Genomic DNA, 16,795 nt, shown 5'->3' on the forward strand with positions numbered 1-16,795 from the left:
GCTTCTTTGATGCTCACTTTGATGATGTCGCCAACACTTGCATAGCGACGCTTGGACCCGCCGAGCACCTTAATGCACAGCACGGACTTGGCGCCGGTGTTGTCGGCCACATCCAACCGAGATTCTGTCTGGATCATTTCTTTGTTCCCAACTTGTATTTCTTGCGCACCAGCTTTAAAGCCAACACACTGAAATCAGTCTTGGACCCGTCATTCACACTGCGAACCACTCGCTGCGCTTCAGATTGGGCAGATAACTACGCCTTTTGAAAGGCGAAGCCCACGATTATGTCTGAAAAGAAGGCTGCGCGCAACACCTTTGGGAATTTATTTGCAAATATTCGGCGTCTGATCCCCATTTTTTGACGGGCCTGGGCTCCGTAACCCCATCTCGGCCCATGGGCACCCCCGAAAAAGGGACAATGCACCCAGCATTTCATTGATTTTCTGAGCTCCTCATATATATGTCCACTTTTACCAATACCTTGGCATTCATCGGCGGCGGCAACATGGCCAGCGCCATCATCGGCGGCTTGATCCGTCAGGGCATGAAGCCCGAGCAGATCTTGGTGGTGGAGCCGTTTGCGGATACGGCCGCAAAACTTCTGGCTGATTTCGGCATCACCGCACTGCGTGTCGCTGACGCCTCTTTGTCACGCGCCGACATGGTGATTTGGGCGGTCAAGCCCCAAATATTCGCTGAAGCCGCCCTCCCTGTCATGCCCCACACAGGTTCCGCACTCCATTTGTCGGTTGCTGCAGGCATTCGCACCGACAGCATCTGCCGCTGGGTCAGCACAGACCGGGTGGTGAGGTGCATGCCCAACACGCCTGCGCTGGTGGGCCAAGGCATCACCGGCTTGTTTCCATGCCCATCTGTCACGCCTGAAGACCAGGCCTTGGTCGAGCGTGTCATCGCTACCACCGGGCAATTCATTTGGGTACAGCAAGAATCCCACCTGGATGCCGTCACGGCGCTTTCAGGCTCCGGCCCAGCCTATGTGTTTTTTTTCCTGGAAGCCATGACCGAGGCGGGCGTTGGCATGGGCCTGAGCGCCGAGCAAGCCCATCAATTGGCTGTCGCGACTTTTTCAGGGGCATCCTCTTTGGCTGCCGCATCGGCGGAACCGGTCGAAGTGCTCCGTCAACGCGTGACCTCCAAGGGCGGTACAACTTATGCGGCCATCACCTCGCTCGAGTCCTCGGGCGTCAAAGCTTCATTCGTGAAAGCCATGCAAGCAGCCGAGGTGCGTGCGCGAGAGTTGGGCGACGAGTTTGGCAAGGCCTGAGGCTCCCCGCCAAGGGGGACAACTCAGCGGTACGACAAAACCACGCCCGCAAAGACGCTGAACCCCAACCAGTGGTTCAGCCGAAAGGCCTTGAAACACCCCTCGCGGGTGCGGTCTTTGATCAGCGAGAGATGCCAGACCACCTGAACGGCCGCTCCGGCCAGCCCTATGTAAAGCCCAGGGCCGCGTGCTGAAGCATCCAACAAGACAGCCCACATCCCCAGGTACGCCACATAGAAACCTGCAATGGCCACCACATCCCAGCGCCCCAAGGTGATGGCCGAGGTTTTCATGCCGATTTTCAAATCGTCATCGCGGTCGACCATCGCGTATTCGGTGTCATAGGCCAACACCCAAAACAAATTGCCCACTAACAAACCCCAGGCCAAGGGCGGCACTTGCCCCTGAACTGCGGCAAAGGCCATCGGAATGCCAAAACTGAAGGCCACGCCCAACACAGCCTGAGGCATCGACACAAGGCGTTTGGCATAGGGATAAAAGAGCGTGACCGCCAAAGCCGCAAACGACCACTGGATGGTGACCGCATTGGTGGTCAACACCATACCAAACGCACACAGCGCCAGCACCACGCCCACAGCCAAAGCTTCTTTCACGCCTAGGCGCCCGCTCGTGACCGGGCGGTTGGCAGTGCGTTTGACGTGTTTGTCAAAGTCACGGTCGGCCACATCGTTGACGCAGCAGCCTGCGCTGCGCATCAAAATGGTGCCCAGCGTGAACACCGCAATCAAATGCCATCCAGGAAACCCGTCAGCGGCAACCCACAGTGCCGCCAAAGAAGGCCACAACAACAGCAACCAGCCCGCAGGTCGGTTCCAGCGGATCAAATCCAGGTACAGCTTGAGCTTCAGGATCACGCCTTAGCCCTCAAGACAGTCGCGTCACACCGGGCAGTGGACAGGCGTAAATGGCGTTGCGAACAGCCGCAATCGCTTCGTACCGGGTGAAGCTGCGACGCCAAACCAGCACCACACGCCGCGTGGGCGGCTTGCCGCCCGCAGGGTCAACGATCGGCAAATACCGCACAGGTGAGTCGTGGTGCCCACCCGAGCGCTTGTGTACAGGCTTGAGGTCCGGCACCGACATGCGGGGCACCAAGGTCACGCCCATGCCCGCGGCCACCATGTGCTTGATGGTCTCCAGCGACGAACCCTCAAAAGTCTTGCGAATGCCATCGGTTTGGCTCGCATAACGGGCAAATTCAGGGCACACCTCCAACACGTGGTCGCGAAAGCAGTGACCGGCCCCCAACAAAAGCATGTTCTCGTTTTTCAGTTGCTCAGTCGAAATGGACGTCTCTTGGGCCAAGGCGTGGTTCAAGGGCAACGCGGCCATGAAACTCTCGTCGTACAAGGGCGCCACCGCCAGACCCGACTCCGGAAAGGGCTCGGCCAAGATGGCGCAGTCGAGCTCGCCCGTGCGCAGCATCTCGAGCAGGCGCACCGTGAAGTTCTCTTGAAGCATCAAGGGCATCTGCGGGATGTCGGTGATGATCTGCCGCACCAAGTCGGGCAGCAAATACGGCCCGATGGTGTAGATGACACCCAGCCGCATGGTCCCGGCCAGCGGGTCTTTTCCGCGCTTGGCAATTTCCTTGATCTCGGCGGCTTGCTCCAGCACGCTTTGCGCCTGGCGCACGATCTCTTCGCCCAGCGTGGTCACCGACACCTCGCTGGCGCTGCGCTCAAACAGCTTGACTTCCAGCTCTTCTTCCAGCTTCTTGATGGCCAGCGACAGCGTGGGCTGCGACACAAAGCAAGCCTCGGCCGCCTTGCCAAAATGCTTTTCTCGGGCCACGGCCACGATGTATTTGAGTTCGGTCAGGGTCATAGGCGTTATTTAAACATCAAGCCTTCAAATACTCGGATTTTCCGCCCAGCCAGCGGCCAATGTGGCGCTCGGCCAGTTGCGCGTGCTGGTCCAGCATCTGCGGCGCCAGGGCCCGCGCCCAATCCAGCAAATGGCTGTCGGTCTCCAGATCGGCAAAGCGCAGCAAAGGCGCACCCGACTGGCGGGCACCCAAGAACTCACCCGGGCCGCGGATCTCCAAATCGCGCCGGGCGATCTCGAATCCGTCGTTCGTCTCGACCATGGCCCGCAAGCGCTCGCGGGCGGTTTCGCTCAGGCGCCCACCTTCCGGCGTGCCATACAGCAGCACACAGGCCGAGGCCGCCGCGCCGCGCCCCACCCGGCCGCGCAACTGGTGCAGCTGGGAGAGGCCAAAACGCTCGGCGTGTTCGATCACCATCAGCGAGGCATTGGGCACGTCCACCCCCACCTCGATCACCGTGGTGCTGACCAGCACGCCCATGACGCCTGCGGTGAAGAGTTCCATCACGGCCTTCTTTTCGGCCACGGGCATGCGCGAGTGCAGCAGGCCCACCATCACGCCAGGCAGCGCTTCGCTCAAGTCGGCATGCGTTTGGGTGGCGTTGGTCAGGTCCAGCGCTTCGCTTTCCTCAATGAGCGGGCACACCCAATACACCTGCCGCCCCTCTTGCAACTGCGCCCCAATGCGCGAGACCACTTCGTCGCGGCGGTGGTCCGACACCACCCGGGTCACGATGGGCGTGCGCCCGGGCGGCAGCTCGTCAATCACCGAGACATCCAGATCGGCGTAGTAGCTCATGGCCAGCGTACGCGGAATGGGCGTGGCCGTCATCATCAGCATGTGCGGCTCCATGCCGAGGGCCTGCATCTTGCCGCGCAAGGCCAAGCGCTGCGCCACGCCAAAGCGGTGCTGCTCGTCGATCACGGCCAGCGCCAAATTTTTGAACTTGACGTGCTCTTGAATCACCGCGTGTGTGCCCACCACCAGCGCCGCTTCGCCCGACTCGATCAGCGCCAGCATTTCTGCGCGTTCTTTCTTCTTTTGGCTGCCAATCAACCAAGCGACTTTCACGCCCAGCGGCTCCAGCCAGCCCACCAATTTTGCAAAGTGCTGGGTCGCCAAAATCTCGGTCGGCGCCATCAGCGCACATTGCCAGCCCGCATCCACCGCCACCATGGCCGCCAGCGCCGCCACCACGGTCTTGCCCGCGCCCACATCGCCTTGCAGCAGGCGGTGCATGGGCACGTTGCGGGCCAGGTCTTTGGCAATTTCTTGGCCCACACGCTGCTGGGCGTTCGTCAATCCGAAAGGCAAAGCGCCTAAAAGCTGTCCGTACAGACCTTGGGACTTGAGCTTCAGGGCTGGGGCACGCAGCAAATCACGTTCGCGCTTGGCCGTCAGCTGGGACAACTGCTGCGCCAACAACTCCTCGCATTTGAGGCGAATCCAGGCCGGGTGGCTGCGGTCTTCCAATGCGGCCAGCGACACATCAGGCGTGGGGTGGTGCAAAAAGCGCAAGGCATCTCGCAAGGACCAAGCCCCTCGGGGGTCGGGCCAAACGATACCAGCAGGCATGGTTTCACTCAGGTCGGCGTGGTTCAGTCCGGTGATCACCGCCCGTCGCAAATAAGCTTGGGCCAAGCCTGCCACCGTGGGGTACACCGGAGTCAGGGCCTCAGCCAAGTTGCCACCCGCAGCCTTGAATGTCGGGTGCATCATGGTCAGGCCCATGAAGCCGCCCTTGACCTCGCCCCGTGCACGGATGCGGTTGCCAACGGCCAGCGCCTTTTGGTGCGAAGGGTAAAAACTGAAAAACCGCATCACGCAGGTGTCCGAACCGTCGTCCACCGTCACCAGCAACTGACGGCGCGGGCGCATCGTGATCTCGCACGCGGTGACCGTTGCCTCGATCTGCGCGGTATCGCCCTCGCGCGCATCGCGCAGCTTGACGATGCGGGTCTCGTCCTCGTAGCGCAGTGGCAGGTGCAGCGCCAAATCGATGTCACGCCGCAAGCCCAGCTTGATCAGCGCTTTTTGTGGCGCGGACAGCGTTGGAGTGGGTGTGGGAGCTGACTTGGGAGGCATGCCCTGATTGTGCCGTGACTGCCACACCCCAAGATCACTTCGGGGAAATGCATCGTTCAGGCAAAATCTTGTTTTCTTTTGACTTGTTCGGGCCTGTCCAGCCCTGCACCATGACCTCTCACACCGCCCCCCGCGATTTCACCTTGAGTGATTTCGACTTCGAACTCCCCCCTGAACTGATCGCCCAACACCCGACCACTGAGCGCAGCGGTTCGCGTTTGTTAGACGGTTCCTCCCCCGCAGTGGTGGACCGGATTTTTCATGAACTGCCTGGCCTGCTGAATGCAGGCGATTTGCTGGTGTTCAATGACACCAAGGTGGTCAAGGCCCGTATCTTTGGCGAGAAGGCATCGGGCGGCAAACTGGAGCTGCTGATCGAGCGCGTGCTCCCCGGCCACCAGGTGGTGGCACACATGCGGGTCAGCAAGAAGCCCCTGTTGGGCGGCAAGATGTATTTGGCAGGCGGGGCACGCCATGGCGGTTTCGATGCCGTGCTGCTGGGCCGCTGGCCCGATGAAAACGGGCAACTTTTTCATTTGCAGCTGAGCGACGAGCCACACGCGTTGATGGAAAAGCACGGTGTGATGCCGCTGCCCCCCTACATTGAACGCCCAGCAGGCACGGGCGACCATGCCGACACCGCAGAAGACGCACAGCGTTACCAAACCGTTTTTGCACGCGCGCCCGGCGCGGTGGCAGCGCCCACGGCGGCGCTGCATTTTGACGAGGGTGTGCTGACCACCTTGAAGGCGAGAGGCGTGCAAACGGCCAGCGTGACCCTGCATGTGGGTGCAGGCACCTTCCAACCCGTCAAGACCGAGAACATTGCCGAGCACACCATGCACAGCGAGTGGTACGAGGTGCCCGAAGCCACGCAGCAAGCCATCGCCGAGTGCAAGGCGCGTGGCGGCCAAGTGGTGGCGGTGGGCACGACCACCGTGCGCACGCTCGAATCCTGGGCCAAGTTTGGCCGGGCCAGCGGCGACACCCAAATTTTCATCACCCCGGGATTTGACTTTCAGGTGGTGGACCGGCTGATCACCAACTTTCACCTGCCCAAAAGCACGCTGATGATGCTGGTGAGTGCCTTTGCGGGCTACGAACACATCATGGGCCTGTACCGCCACGCGATTTCGAACCAGTACCGGTTCTTCAGTTATGGCGATGCGATGCTGCTCAAGCGCACTGCACTTGGATCTCAGGCCAGCTGAAGAAACACCCGCCCGCCTTCGATCTTGACCGGCCAGGTCTTAGCGGGTTCTGTGGCGAGGCCACAAGCCACCGATCCATCGCGCAGGCTGAACTGCGCTTGGTGGAAGGGGCACTCCACATGGTCACCCTCCACAAAGCCGTCGCACAACTTGGCGTTGCCGTGGGTGCACAGGTTGTTGATGGCAAACACCTCGCCCTCCACGCTGAACAGCGCAATGTCTTGACCCTCGGGCGTCACGGCGATGCCAGCGCCTTCAAACAAATCGGCCTCGGCGGCCACGTCGGTCCAGTTTGTCATGGTCATATCGGGTAAATGATGGCGTTGGGGATCATTTCGCTGTCGTACACACACAGGCGCTCGGCAAACTTCAGGCCCTCGGGGGTCTGGACGATGGTGTCGATGTAGCGGCCCACATTGAACACGGTGCTGGCCTTGTCGAGTTTGGTGCGGAACACGGCGTAATTGGCTTCCGCATGAATGCGATCACCCTCCACACTTCGCACCACAGGCGCACCCACCACATGGCGTTGGTAATACGGGTCGTGGTACAGCGTCTCTTGGATACCGTAGACCCGGTCTTTGAGCATGCCTTTGCTGGTGAACGACAGTGTACACAGCGGAAAACCGCGCTCATGGTTTTCTCGCGGGATGAGTTTGTACACGCACTGCTCGGTGAAAAACTCGGGCCACAAATCCCAATGGCCGCTGTCCACGGCCAGGGCGTAATCGGCATACAGGCGGCCAAGGGCCATGTGGGTTTCAAAGTTCACCATGGTGATTGTGCTCATCTTGTTCAGGCCTCCATCACTTTCCGCCAGTATTCGTACATGCCCCGGATCAGCGTTTCGGTCACCATGTGGTCGGTCTCGCCCACATCGCGCCCGCCCAGCTCCACCAGCATGCGGTGCTCGGGTTTGGTCTCAAAGGCTTGTTGCGAGAACTCGATCACCTCGCCGTCGTCCGCACTCACAAAGCCAGCCGGGCCAAACAGGTTGGACTGGCGCAGGCGCCGCTCGGTCATCTCGGGCGTGTCGTCTTCAAAACCAAAGTGCGTCCAGACAAAATCAAACGCGCCATGGCCGTCGGGCTGGATGTGGCGCGTGGACACGCTGTTGACCTGCTGCTGAAAAATCACACTGGGGAAAAGCGTCATCATCACCGCCGTGGGCATCTGGTCTTCCATCTGCCACCAGCCCTCGGGCACGATGTCCAGAAAGCTGGCGTCGTGCAGTTGCATGCTTTCCTTGAAGCTGCTCACTTGTGTGACCTGCGAGGCCTGCCCCGTGGCCTGGCCCGCGCTGCCCCGGGTCGAGATCATGGCGGCGTGGCGGTGGTGGGCGTCCATGCGCAGCTCGCTCTTGTTGTCGGCACGCCAAAGGCCAAAGGTCACAAACCAGGTGTGCAGCAGGCCGGGGTGGTACGGGTCTTTGATGTTCTCTTGCATCAGCTTCCAGTTGCCCGGAATGCGCTGGCGGTTGTAGCCCAGCACCACCAACTTGCGGCCGTTGAACAGGCGGTCAAAGTATTTCAGGATGGTCGGGCCCATGAAGTCTTCGAGCGACTCCACGGCATGGTCAAACGACGCGAACACCACGCCACCACGGGTTGCGACTTTCAGGGCCGTGAGACCGTGGTCTTTGGGGTCAAAGTCGGCGGGCATGCCACCGTTGACCTTGCCGTCTTGCCGCACACCACGCCGAAACGGCACGCCCTGCAAGTCGCCCTTGAGCGTGTAGCTCCACTGGTGGTAGGGGCAGACAAACTCTTTTTTGTTGCCGTGGCGTTCACGGCAAAACTGCATGCCCCGGTGGGCGCAGACGTTCTCGACCACATGGATCTGCCCGTCGGTGGCACGCGTCATGATGACCGAGCGCTCGCCCACCACGGTGCGCTTGAAGTCGCCGGGGTTCGGAACCTCAGCCTCCAGGCCCACATAACTCCAATGGCTTTTGTAGAAGAAGCGCTCCAGCTCCTTTTTGTGCCGGTCTTCGTCGGTGTACACGGCAAACGGGACGCGGCTGGTGCCTTCCGTTTCCCAGTGGATGGGTTGTTCGCGCATGGCGTCTCCTCGAATTTCTTGATACGCATCATGCGCAAAGCATCAATTTCAGTAAATCGAAATTCAAAGATAATATTTATCTGAATTTCAAATAATCATCGCCTCGCCTCACCTCCATGAACCTCGCACGCCTCGACCTGAACCTGCTGCTGGTGTTTCACCACCTGCTGCGCGAAAAGCGCGTGTCGGCGGTGGCCACCGTGCTGGACATGAGCCAACCTGCCGTCAGCAGCGCCTTGGGCCGACTGCGCAGCAGCTTGGGCGACGCATTGTTTTTGCGCACCCAGCGCGGCATGGAACCCACGCCTTACGCCCTGCAACTGGCCGAGCCCGTGGCCGCAGCGCTGGATGGCTTGCAGCAAGCGCTCAATGTGCGCGCCTCGTTTGACCCGGCCACCAGCGAGCGCAGCTTCACCCTGGCCATGACCGATGTGGGCGAGATGTATTTCTTACCCGTGCTGATGGACGCGCTGGCTGGGGCCGCCCCGTGCGTCACGCTGAATGTGGTGGCGGTGACCAGCGCCAGCCTGAAAGACGACATGGCCTCAGGCCGCACCGACTTGGCGCTGGGCCTGCTGCCGCAACTGCAAGCGGGCTTTTTCCAGCAAGCGCTGTTTCGCCAACCTTATGTGTGCCTGATGCGCGAGGGACACCCCTTGGCCCATGCTGAGGGCTTGACCTTGTCCGACTTTGCGGCGGCCAGCCATGTGCGGGTGATGGCCGCAGGCACGGGCCACGGGCGGATCGATGCGGCCATCAGCGAAACGCTGGAACAACAAGGTCTGCAGCGGCGCATCCGCCTCACGGTGCCGAACTATGTCGCTTTGGGCGATGTGCTCGGGCATTCGGACCTGATCGCCACCGTGCCTGAGCGTTTCGCCCAGCGCGTGACCAGCCCCTTTGCCCTGACCACCCGACCTCTGCCGCTGGCGGTGGACGGCAGCGCCATCCACCAGTTATGGCATGCCCGACTGCACAAAGACCCGGGGCACCAATGGCTGCGCGAGTTGGTGGCGCAATGCTTTGGCGACGGTACCGACTGACCCCCTCCTACAATCCCTGCCATGCTCCAATTCGACCTGCTCAAAACCGACCCCTCCAGCCACGCCCGCCGCGGCACCCTGACACTGAACCATGGCGTGGTGCAAACGCCGATCTTCATGCCCGTTGGCACGTATGGTACTGTCAAAGGCGTGATGCCACGCAGCCTGCACGAGATGGGCGCGCAAATCATTTTGGGCAACACCTTCCACCTGTGGATGCGCCCGGGCCTGGACATCATGAAAGGCTTTGGCGGCTTGCACCAATTTGAGAAATGGGACAAACCCATCCTGACCGACTCGGGCGGGTTTCAGGTCTGGTCGCTGGGCGACATGCGCAAGATCACAGAAGAAGGCGTGACCTTTGCCAGCCCCGTGAACGGCGACAAGCTCTTCATGTCGCCCGAAGTGAGCATGCAAATCCAGACCATTCTCAACTCCGACATCGTGATGCAGCTCGACGAGTGCACACCTTACGAGACCAAGGGGCACCTGACCACCGAAGCCGAAGCCCGCAAGTCGATGGAAATGAGCCGCCGCTGGGCCGTGCGCTCCAAAGACGAGTTCGCCCGCCTTGAGAACCCCAACGCCCTGTTTGGCATCGTGCAAGGCGGCATGTTTGAAAACCTGCGCCAAGAATCGCTGGATGCTTTGGTGGAGATGGACTTTCCGGGTTATGCGATTGGCGGCGTGAGCGTGGGCGAGCCCAAAGACCTGATGCTGCAAATCATGGCGCACACCCCGCACCGCCTGCCTGCCCACAAACCGCGCTACCTGATGGGCGTCGGCACGCCCGAAGATTTGGTGCAGGGCGTGGCCGATGGCGTGGACATGTTCGACTGCGTGATGCCCACCCGCAACGCCCGCAACGGCACGGTGTTCACCCGCTTTGGCGACCTGAAACTGCGCAACGCCCGCCACAAAAACGACCCGCAGCCACTCGACACCAGCTGCACCTGCCATGCCTGTGCAGGTACGTCCGGCGTGTCGTGGGACAACGGTGGCCGAGACGGTTTCAGCCGCGCTTACATGCACCATCTCGACCGCTGCGGCGAAATGCTCGGCCCCATGCTGACCACCATCCACAACCTGCATTACTACCTGAACTTGATGCGCGAAGTGCGCGAGTCGCTGGACGCGGGGCAGTTCGCGCAGTTCCGGGCGCAGTTCAAGTCGGATCGGGCTCGCGGCGTGTGATCAATCGGTCGTGAACACCGTCAGCACTCCGGTGTAGCCATACAGCTGCTTGCGCGCAATCTCGCCAGCGGCAAAAAAGCCCACCAAGGGCACATCGCCCAAGGCATGCCGAATGATCTGCATCTCGGCACCCGGCCCGCCAAAGTGCGGGCCGCCGCGTCCGGTGCAGCTCACATACACAGCGCCAGCAATGCGCTGGCCCGCTTGGGGCACCGTGGGCACCGGGTCGTCGCTCATGGCGTTGATGGCCTCGATGGACAGCATCTCAGGCTCCAGCGCTTCGCGAATTTCGGCGCACACCCGCACCAAATCGGCGCGGGCCGCTTGCACATCGCGGCGGCAAAACGTCAAACGCATGCCCGGCTCCAAGTGCTCGGCAATGGCCACGCCTTGGCGCAAAGGGTCCAGGCCAATGATGTGGCGCACCCGCACGTCGTTGCCCAGATTGCCTGCACGGCCCACGCCAGATTGCCCGGGCGCACTCAGGCCCACCAATGTCGCTCGCACCACGGCAATGGCCTTTTGTGGATCCTTCAGGCTGATGTCCAAATCCGCCAACATGACGTCCAGCGCAGGCTCGCCCGCCAACTTGAGCACCACATGGTCCTCAGATTCGGTGATCTCGCGTTCGGGGGCCACAGGCTGACAGCCTTGTGTCACCCGCGACAAAAGCGCCACTTCGGGTGAAAAGGCCACGCCACTCAAGCCACCTTGGAGGACACCGCCGTGCACCTCTGGGCCACCCGCGTCTTCGGCCCGCACCGCAAACTGCACGCTGCGCGTGCGGCTGGCGCTCAAACCGCCAAACAAATAGCCTTGCCGCGTGCGCTCAGCCATCTCTTTGATCAGCTCGGCCAGGTCGGGCGTGTTCGGGTCGGCGTGCACCAAAGCGGCATCCGCCCAGCCCGATGGCAGCGGCGACACCCCAGAAAACACGCGGTATTGCTCGGGCGTCAGGTCGCACAGCATGAGCGCCATGGCCGGTTCGTCAAAGTACTCGGCATTGTTCACCGCCACGCCAATGCCCACCGTGCCTGCCCAGTCCGGCACCTCGGGCAAGGCCTGGCGCAGGTGGTCCAGCAGGGCTTGCGCCTCGGGGGCGTAATGGTCGGTGATGTAGAGCAAGCCCAATCGGGGCTGACTGGCGTAATCGGGCAAACCCATCTGGGCACGCAACTGCGCCAGCACCAAGCCAGCGGCCATGCGCCACTGTGGGTGGGTGGCATGGCCACAGGGAAACAACTTCATGGCGCTTTGCGCTTGGCGGCCGCCTTGCGCGGCGCAGATTGGGCAACCGGTTTGGTTTTGGCAGCGGCTGACTTCTTGGCCACGGCTTTTTTGGCTGGACTTGGTTTTTTGCCAGCGGCTGACGTGCTGGCCCCTTTGGCGGTCATGCCCGTTTTCATGGCTTCGGCGGCCACGTCTTTGACTGCTGCCGCTGCAATGTTTTGAAACTGCTGGGTCAAGGCACCCCACCACTGCATCGGGTCCACCGCAGGCTTGGCTGCAGCGGGTCCCTTTGCGGGTTCTTCAAGCGCATCTTTGACCGCATCGTCTGTTTGAACGGGTTTCGGCTCAGAGGCAGACTGTGGCTTCACCGCTTGTGGCGCAGCAGCTTGCGGCTCTGGTGCTGGTGCTGGTGCAGGCGCTTTGACCGTGAAAGCCTTTGCCAAGTCGGCCATGTTCACATTCATGCTCTGCAGCGTGGACAAGGTCATTTTTTGCACTTCCATCGCTTGGATGGTGGCTTTGAGCGCCGTGGTGTTTTGTTCTAACCAAAAGAGCACCGACTTCAACTCTTGAATGCGTTTGTCGATGTCTTCGATGCTGAGCGTAGGCGCCACCCAACTGGCCATGCCGGGCACGGCACCCGCGCTGGCACCAGGTGCGGCCTGCGCTGCCGCATTGGACAGGTTTTGTAAAAAGTCAAAACCCGGTACGAATTTGCCAAAGCCGAAGGCGGATGAATCGCTCATGGTGTCTCCTGAAAAAGGACTGAGCAAAGCTTACCCGAAGACGCTTTCAAACAATCTGACGCACTCAAAACGCATGGTCTGCCGTGAACGTGACCCGGTGCAGCTTGCGGTGCTGCGGGTAGAAATCGGCCACGGCGTAGTGCTGGGTCGAGCGGTTGTCCCACACCGCCAATGAATGGGGCTGCCAGCAAAACCGAGCCTGCACTTCGGGCGCGGTGATCAGCCCAAACAACTGCGCCAACAAGGCGTCGCTTTGCGTGCGCGGCAGGCCGTGGATGTGGGTGGTGAAGGTCGGGTTGACGTACAAAATCTTTTTGCCTGTGACGGGGTGCACACGGACCACCGGGTGCGTCACGGGCGGGTATTTGGCGCGAGCAGCCTGCAGCTGCTCACCCGTGGCATCTTGGCGCAGCAAGTATTCGGTCCAGCCGGTCACCTCCCATGTGTGCATGGCACTCAGGGTTTCCAGATAGGCTTTGAAGTCAGCAGGCAAGGCCTCGTAGGCGGTGGTCATGCTGGCCCAGACGGTGTCGCCACCGCTGGCCGGAATCACTTGCGCATACAGGCTGGTGCCTATCGGTGGGTTGGCCTGCCAGGTGATGTCTGAATGCCAATTGTTGTTGGCAGCGGGCCGCTCGGCGGTGCTTTCCACAATTTCAATCTCGGGCTGACTCTCCACTCGGGGAAAGAAGGCTTTGACTTCGTTGACTTGGCCAAAACTGCGTGTGAAGGCCACCTGCTGAGCAGGGGTGAGCACTTGATCCCGAAAAAAGATCACCTCGAACCGGGCCAAAGCGTCCTTCAGCTCGGTTTGTGCCAGATCACTCAGTGGCTGCGACAAGTCCAAACCATGGAGAGTGGCCCCGATGTTGGGGGTGAAGGGCGTGGCAACAAATGACTCGTAAACATGCGGCAATTGGATCGAATGGACCATGACTTTTCCTTTGCCAACAGTTTACGTGGGGTGACCACCTCAGGTTGGCCCGCTCAGCAGTCTTTGCATCGCCCGCTTGGCTGTCGCCAACGCATTGGCCCGCATCCCGGCAAACATGTCTTTCAAGAACTGTCTGGCCAGTGGCTGCGCTTTTTCGGGCGAACCGGCATTGAAGGGGGGCTGCGGGTCGTACTCCAGGTACAACTGCACCGCCTCGGCATAGACCCGGCTTTTCAGCAGTGCCACCAGCTTGAGGCCAAAGTCGATCCCGGCCGTCACGCCGCCGCCTGTGATGCGGTTGCGGTCCACCACAATTCGGCCCCGCGTGGGAATCGCGCCGAGCTCCTTGAGCACATCACGGGTGTCCCAATACGAGGTGGCTTTGTAGCCCTTGAGCAAACCCGCTGCCCCCAAAATCAAGGAGCCGGTGCACACGCTGGTCACATAGCGGGCGGTTTGACCCTTGGCCTTGAGAAAGGCCAGGACTTCCGGGTCTTCCATCATGGTGAAGGTACCCGGCACACCGCCGGGCACAAACAACACGTCCAGCTGCTCGGGGCATTGCGCGAAGGTGGTGGTGGGCTTGACCGGAATCAGCGCGGCAGGCCCCGGGCTTTCATTGCCCACTGGCTCCAGGTCTTTCCAGAGCAGGTGGATTTCCTTGTTCATCAAGGCCTCGAACACGGTCAAGGGTCCGACCAAATCCTGCAAAAACATGCCCGGATAAACCAACATGCCGATGGTGATTTTGGGGCCGCCAATGAGCGGCGCGTAACGGTCCATGGTGGCCAAGTGGTGCTCGTCAGCAGCTTGCTTTGAGGGCGCTTGCACCGCAGCGGGCGTGGCCGACGCTTGGGACGTCTGCATGGCCGAGTAGCCCAGCACAACAGAGGGCCAGGACAACAAGCGAGAGAAATAACGACGGTTCATGAGAGATCAAGGGCACCCTTGCGGATGCCCCCTCCTGTGGCGTGGTGGATGGATCAGAATTTGGTGCTGATGCCCACCACCAGGCTGCGCGGCAAACCGGGTACGACTTGGCCACCACCAAAATAGGCCATGGGCGCGTAGTACTGCTTGTTGAGCAGATTGCTGATGCTGGCGCTGTACTGGATGTCGCCGCGTTTGTAACTGGCCTGTGCATCCCACAAGGTGACCGCGGGCATCAAGAAGGTATTGCTGGTGTCACCAGCCAGGTTGGAGCGATGCGACGCGCCCAAGCCCAGACCCAGGCCACGCCACTCGCCTTGTCGCACGTCGTAACGCGCTGCCACGCGCAGTGTTTGTTCAGGCACGTTGAACAGGCGTTTGCCCACCCAAGCGGCATTGGTGTCTTGCGTGATTTCTGCGGTTTGGTGTGTATAGGCCGCAATCCATGCCAGCGAAGGTGAGGCTTGCCAACGCACGTCCACATCGAGGCCTTTGGCTTGCTGCACACCCGTTTGCACAGAAAAGCCTGGATTGGCCGGATCTGCCACGGCGGCGTTCTTGCGTTGAATGTCAAACAAGGCGGCTGTGGCGCTCAAACCCTGCCAGCCCTTGATGCGCAGACCCAGTTCTTTTTGCTCGGCCTCTTCCATTTTGGGTGCCACACTGAACAAAGAACCAAAAGGCACACGGGACATCTGGCTGTAACCACCAAAGAACGACACCACATCACTCGCATCAAAGACCGCGCCAAAACGAGGCGTGACCTTGTTGTTGGTGCTTTGGTTGTTGATACCCCAATCCGCATACAAATCTTTGGCCTCGGTGCGTGTATGACGCAAGCTGCCATGCAAGTGCCAAGAACCCACTTGAACTTGGTCTTGCACATAAACCACGGTCGAAGTGCTGCGGTTTTGTTGCTGATTGGCCGCAGCAGGCACAGCAGGCTCACCCCAAGCAGGACGCACATTGCCGGTCAAATCGGTCATCACAAACGGCATATTGGCGAAGGCCATGAAGCCATCGTCGCGAGTCTCGTCGCGGTCCAGGCCCAAGCTGATACGGTGCAGCGCCTTGCCCGATTGGATGGTCGTCGCCAAACTGAGTTGGACCGTGTTCGATGTCAGCTTTTCCCACAAACGGGCGCCGCTCAACACCACATTGGAGCCAAAACCGCTGCCGTACTGACTTTCGCTGCCATAAGGGAATGGAAACACCCCCCGCTGATCCACTTCAGCCGTGTTGTGTGCAGCCAGGGCCTTCAGCGTCCAGTCATTGTTCAAGACTTGCGTCCACTGCACATTCAAGCCGCGTGCCTTTTGTGTGGTGTCGGGCAAGCCGGTGGCTGTGACAAAGGTGCTTCGGCCTACACCTGCAGAAGGCTCGGTGGCCGAGGCGCTGGCGCGTGGCAAGCCCGAATAATCCACCGTGGTGTTGTCCAGCATGCGGGCCTTGATGACCACTTTGGTTTTGGCATCGGGCGACCAGGACAGGCTCGGATTCAGCGCCGACTTGCGGAAGAACACGCCTTGGGTTTCGCTGTCAGAGCGGTCATGCTCGCCATTGACCCGAAACGCCCACGCCTCGTTGATCGGCTGGTTCAAATCAACGTGCGCATTGCGGCGGCCAAAGTTACCCAACTTGACCCCCACTTCACGCGAGGCCTTGGCAACAGGGTCTTTGGTCGTCACGGCAATGGTGCCGCCCACCGTCGAATAATTGCCAATCGCCTGGCCGCTGCCGTAGAGGCCACCGGCCGGGCCTTTGATCACATCCATTTGCTGAACGCCCACCAGGCTCTCCTGGTTTTGGAACCAACCTGGTACCGAGACACCATCGACCACCATGGCAGCATTGAAACCGCGGATTTTGAAGCCCACGTTGTTGCTGTCGCGTGGGTCGATTTCATTCACATTGCTGACATTGCGCAAGGCGTCCGAAACCGTTTTGCTGCCCTGGTCCTCGATGACCGAACGCGGAATGCTCACGATGGACTGAGGCACCTGCTCGACAGGCACCGCTGAGCGGGTGGCGGCTTGCGTCAAGGCTGGCTGATATCGCTCTTTGTCAGCCGTGATTTCGATGGTTTGTGTTTGGGCTTGGGCCAAAGCGGCGCAGCAAGACCATGCGGCCAACGCGACAGGAGAAAGACGTGAAATTTGAAAAGACATTTTTTTATTCCATAGATTGAATTGATGGCGAGAAGACTGCGCAGCCCTCAAGGTGT

General features: G+C 60.6%; 16 protein-coding genes. 4 read left to right on the forward strand and 12 right to left on the reverse strand.

Features of this window, described 5'->3' with window-relative positions; all coding sequences use genetic code 11:
* A partial coding sequence (locus tag SWE17_RS13370; RefSeq protein WP_322993671.1) for an uL14 family ribosomal protein occupies nucleotides 1-137 on the reverse strand: 137 nt, incomplete at its 3' end.
* Nucleotides 138-463: 326 nt separating this feature from the next.
* On the opposite strand from SWE17_RS13370, the gene proC reads away from it, so the two are divergent.
* Complete coding sequence (proC, locus tag SWE17_RS13375; RefSeq protein WP_322993580.1) at nucleotides 464-1,288, forward strand: pyrroline-5-carboxylate reductase; 825 nt, start codon at nucleotides 464-466, stop codon at nucleotides 1,286-1,288.
* 23 nt (nucleotides 1,289-1,311) lie between these two features.
* On the opposite strand, the gene ubiA is transcribed toward proC, so the two are convergent.
* Genes ubiA through recG form a run of 3 tightly spaced genes read right to left on the reverse strand, consistent with a single transcriptional unit; the run spans nucleotide 1,312 to nucleotide 5,222 of the window.
* The gene (gene ubiA, locus SWE17_RS13380) at nucleotides 1,312-2,163 is read right to left on the reverse strand and encodes a 4-hydroxybenzoate octaprenyltransferase (RefSeq protein ID WP_322993581.1); all 852 of its coding nucleotides are present in this window, start codon (nucleotides 2,161-2,163) and stop codon (nucleotides 1,312-1,314) included.
* A gap of 10 nt (nucleotides 2,164-2,173) precedes the next feature.
* Nucleotides 2,174-3,136: a LysR substrate-binding domain-containing protein gene (locus tag SWE17_RS13385; RefSeq protein ID WP_100120090.1), complete on the reverse strand. Its 963-nt coding sequence runs from the start codon at nucleotides 3,134-3,136 to the stop codon at nucleotides 2,174-2,176.
* Nucleotides 3,137-3,152: 16 nt separating this feature from the next.
* A complete protein-coding gene (recG, locus tag SWE17_RS13390) occupies nucleotides 3,153-5,222 on the reverse strand; it encodes an ATP-dependent DNA helicase RecG (protein ID WP_322993582.1) in 2,070 nt (689 codons plus the stop codon).
* A gap of 110 nt (nucleotides 5,223-5,332) precedes the next feature.
* Here recG and queA point away from each other — a divergent pair, with 110 nt between their 5' ends.
* A complete protein-coding gene (gene queA, locus SWE17_RS13395) occupies nucleotides 5,333-6,433 on the forward strand; it encodes a tRNA preQ1(34) S-adenosylmethionine ribosyltransferase-isomerase QueA (protein WP_322993583.1) in 1,101 nt (366 codons plus the stop codon).
* On the opposite strand, the gene SWE17_RS13400 is transcribed toward queA, so the two are convergent.
* The 3 genes from SWE17_RS13400 to SWE17_RS13410 are packed head-to-tail and all read right to left on the reverse strand — an operon-like array spanning nucleotide 6,421 to nucleotide 8,494.
* Complete coding sequence (locus tag SWE17_RS13400) at nucleotides 6,421-6,738, reverse strand: non-heme iron oxygenase ferredoxin subunit (protein WP_322993584.1); 318 nt, start codon at nucleotides 6,736-6,738, stop codon at nucleotides 6,421-6,423. The genes queA and SWE17_RS13400 overlap by 13 nt on opposite strands.
* A complete protein-coding gene (locus tag SWE17_RS13405) occupies nucleotides 6,735-7,223 on the reverse strand; it encodes an aromatic-ring-hydroxylating dioxygenase subunit beta (protein WP_322993585.1) in 489 nt (162 codons plus the stop codon). Before SWE17_RS13405 ends, SWE17_RS13400 begins: the two co-directional genes overlap by 4 nt.
* Nucleotides 7,224-7,228: 5 nt before the next feature.
* Nucleotides 7,229-8,494 (reverse strand): aromatic ring-hydroxylating dioxygenase subunit alpha, encoded by a 1,266-nt coding sequence (locus SWE17_RS13410; protein WP_322993586.1) that lies wholly within the window; start codon nucleotides 8,492-8,494, stop codon nucleotides 7,229-7,231.
* Nucleotides 8,495-8,610: 116 nt separating this feature from the next.
* On the opposite strand from SWE17_RS13410, the gene SWE17_RS13415 reads away from it, so the two are divergent.
* Together SWE17_RS13415 and tgt are read left to right on the forward strand one after the other, a co-directional pair.
* Nucleotides 8,611-9,537, forward strand: coding sequence for a LysR family transcriptional regulator (locus tag SWE17_RS13415; protein ID WP_322993587.1), 927 nt, complete (start codon nucleotides 8,611-8,613; stop codon nucleotides 9,535-9,537).
* Between the two features lie 21 nt (nucleotides 9,538-9,558).
* Nucleotides 9,559-10,731 carry a tRNA guanosine(34) transglycosylase Tgt gene (gene tgt, locus SWE17_RS13420; protein ID WP_322993588.1) on the forward strand — a complete coding sequence of 391 codons (1,173 nt, stop codon included), beginning with the start codon at nucleotides 9,559-9,561 and terminating at the stop codon, nucleotides 10,729-10,731.
* On the opposite strand, the gene SWE17_RS13425 is transcribed toward tgt, so the two are convergent.
* The 5 genes from SWE17_RS13425 to SWE17_RS13445 all read right to left on the reverse strand — a co-directional run bounded on the left by SWE17_RS13425 (nucleotide 10,732) and on the right by SWE17_RS13445 (nucleotide 16,739).
* Nucleotides 10,732-11,979 carry an FIST signal transduction protein gene (locus SWE17_RS13425; protein ID WP_322993589.1) on the reverse strand — a complete coding sequence of 416 codons (1,248 nt, stop codon included), beginning with the start codon at nucleotides 11,977-11,979 and terminating at the stop codon, nucleotides 10,732-10,734.
* Nucleotides 11,976-12,707 carry a PhaM family polyhydroxyalkanoate granule multifunctional regulatory protein gene (locus SWE17_RS13430; protein ID WP_322993590.1) on the reverse strand — a complete coding sequence of 244 codons (732 nt, stop codon included), beginning with the start codon at nucleotides 12,705-12,707 and terminating at the stop codon, nucleotides 11,976-11,978. The genes SWE17_RS13425 and SWE17_RS13430 overlap by 4 nt, the downstream gene beginning before the upstream one ends.
* 64 nt (nucleotides 12,708-12,771) lie before the next feature.
* Entirely contained in the window at nucleotides 12,772-13,641 is an 870-nt protein-coding gene (locus tag SWE17_RS13435) for a TauD/TfdA dioxygenase family protein (RefSeq protein ID WP_322993591.1), read from the reverse strand.
* A gap of 39 nt (nucleotides 13,642-13,680) precedes the next feature.
* The gene (locus SWE17_RS13440) at nucleotides 13,681-14,571 is read right to left on the reverse strand and encodes a DJ-1/PfpI family protein (protein ID WP_322993592.1); all 891 of its coding nucleotides are present in this window, start codon (nucleotides 14,569-14,571) and stop codon (nucleotides 13,681-13,683) included.
* 53 nt (nucleotides 14,572-14,624) lie between these two features.
* Entirely contained in the window at nucleotides 14,625-16,739 is a 2,115-nt protein-coding gene (locus SWE17_RS13445; protein WP_322993593.1) for a TonB-dependent siderophore receptor, read from the reverse strand.
* Nucleotides 16,740-16,795 lie beyond the last annotated feature (56 nt).

Origin of the sequence: Limnohabitans sp. (genome assembly GCF_034680285.1) — a bacterium.
GTDB lineage: Bacteria > Pseudomonadota > Gammaproteobacteria > Burkholderiales > Burkholderiaceae_C > Limnohabitans_A.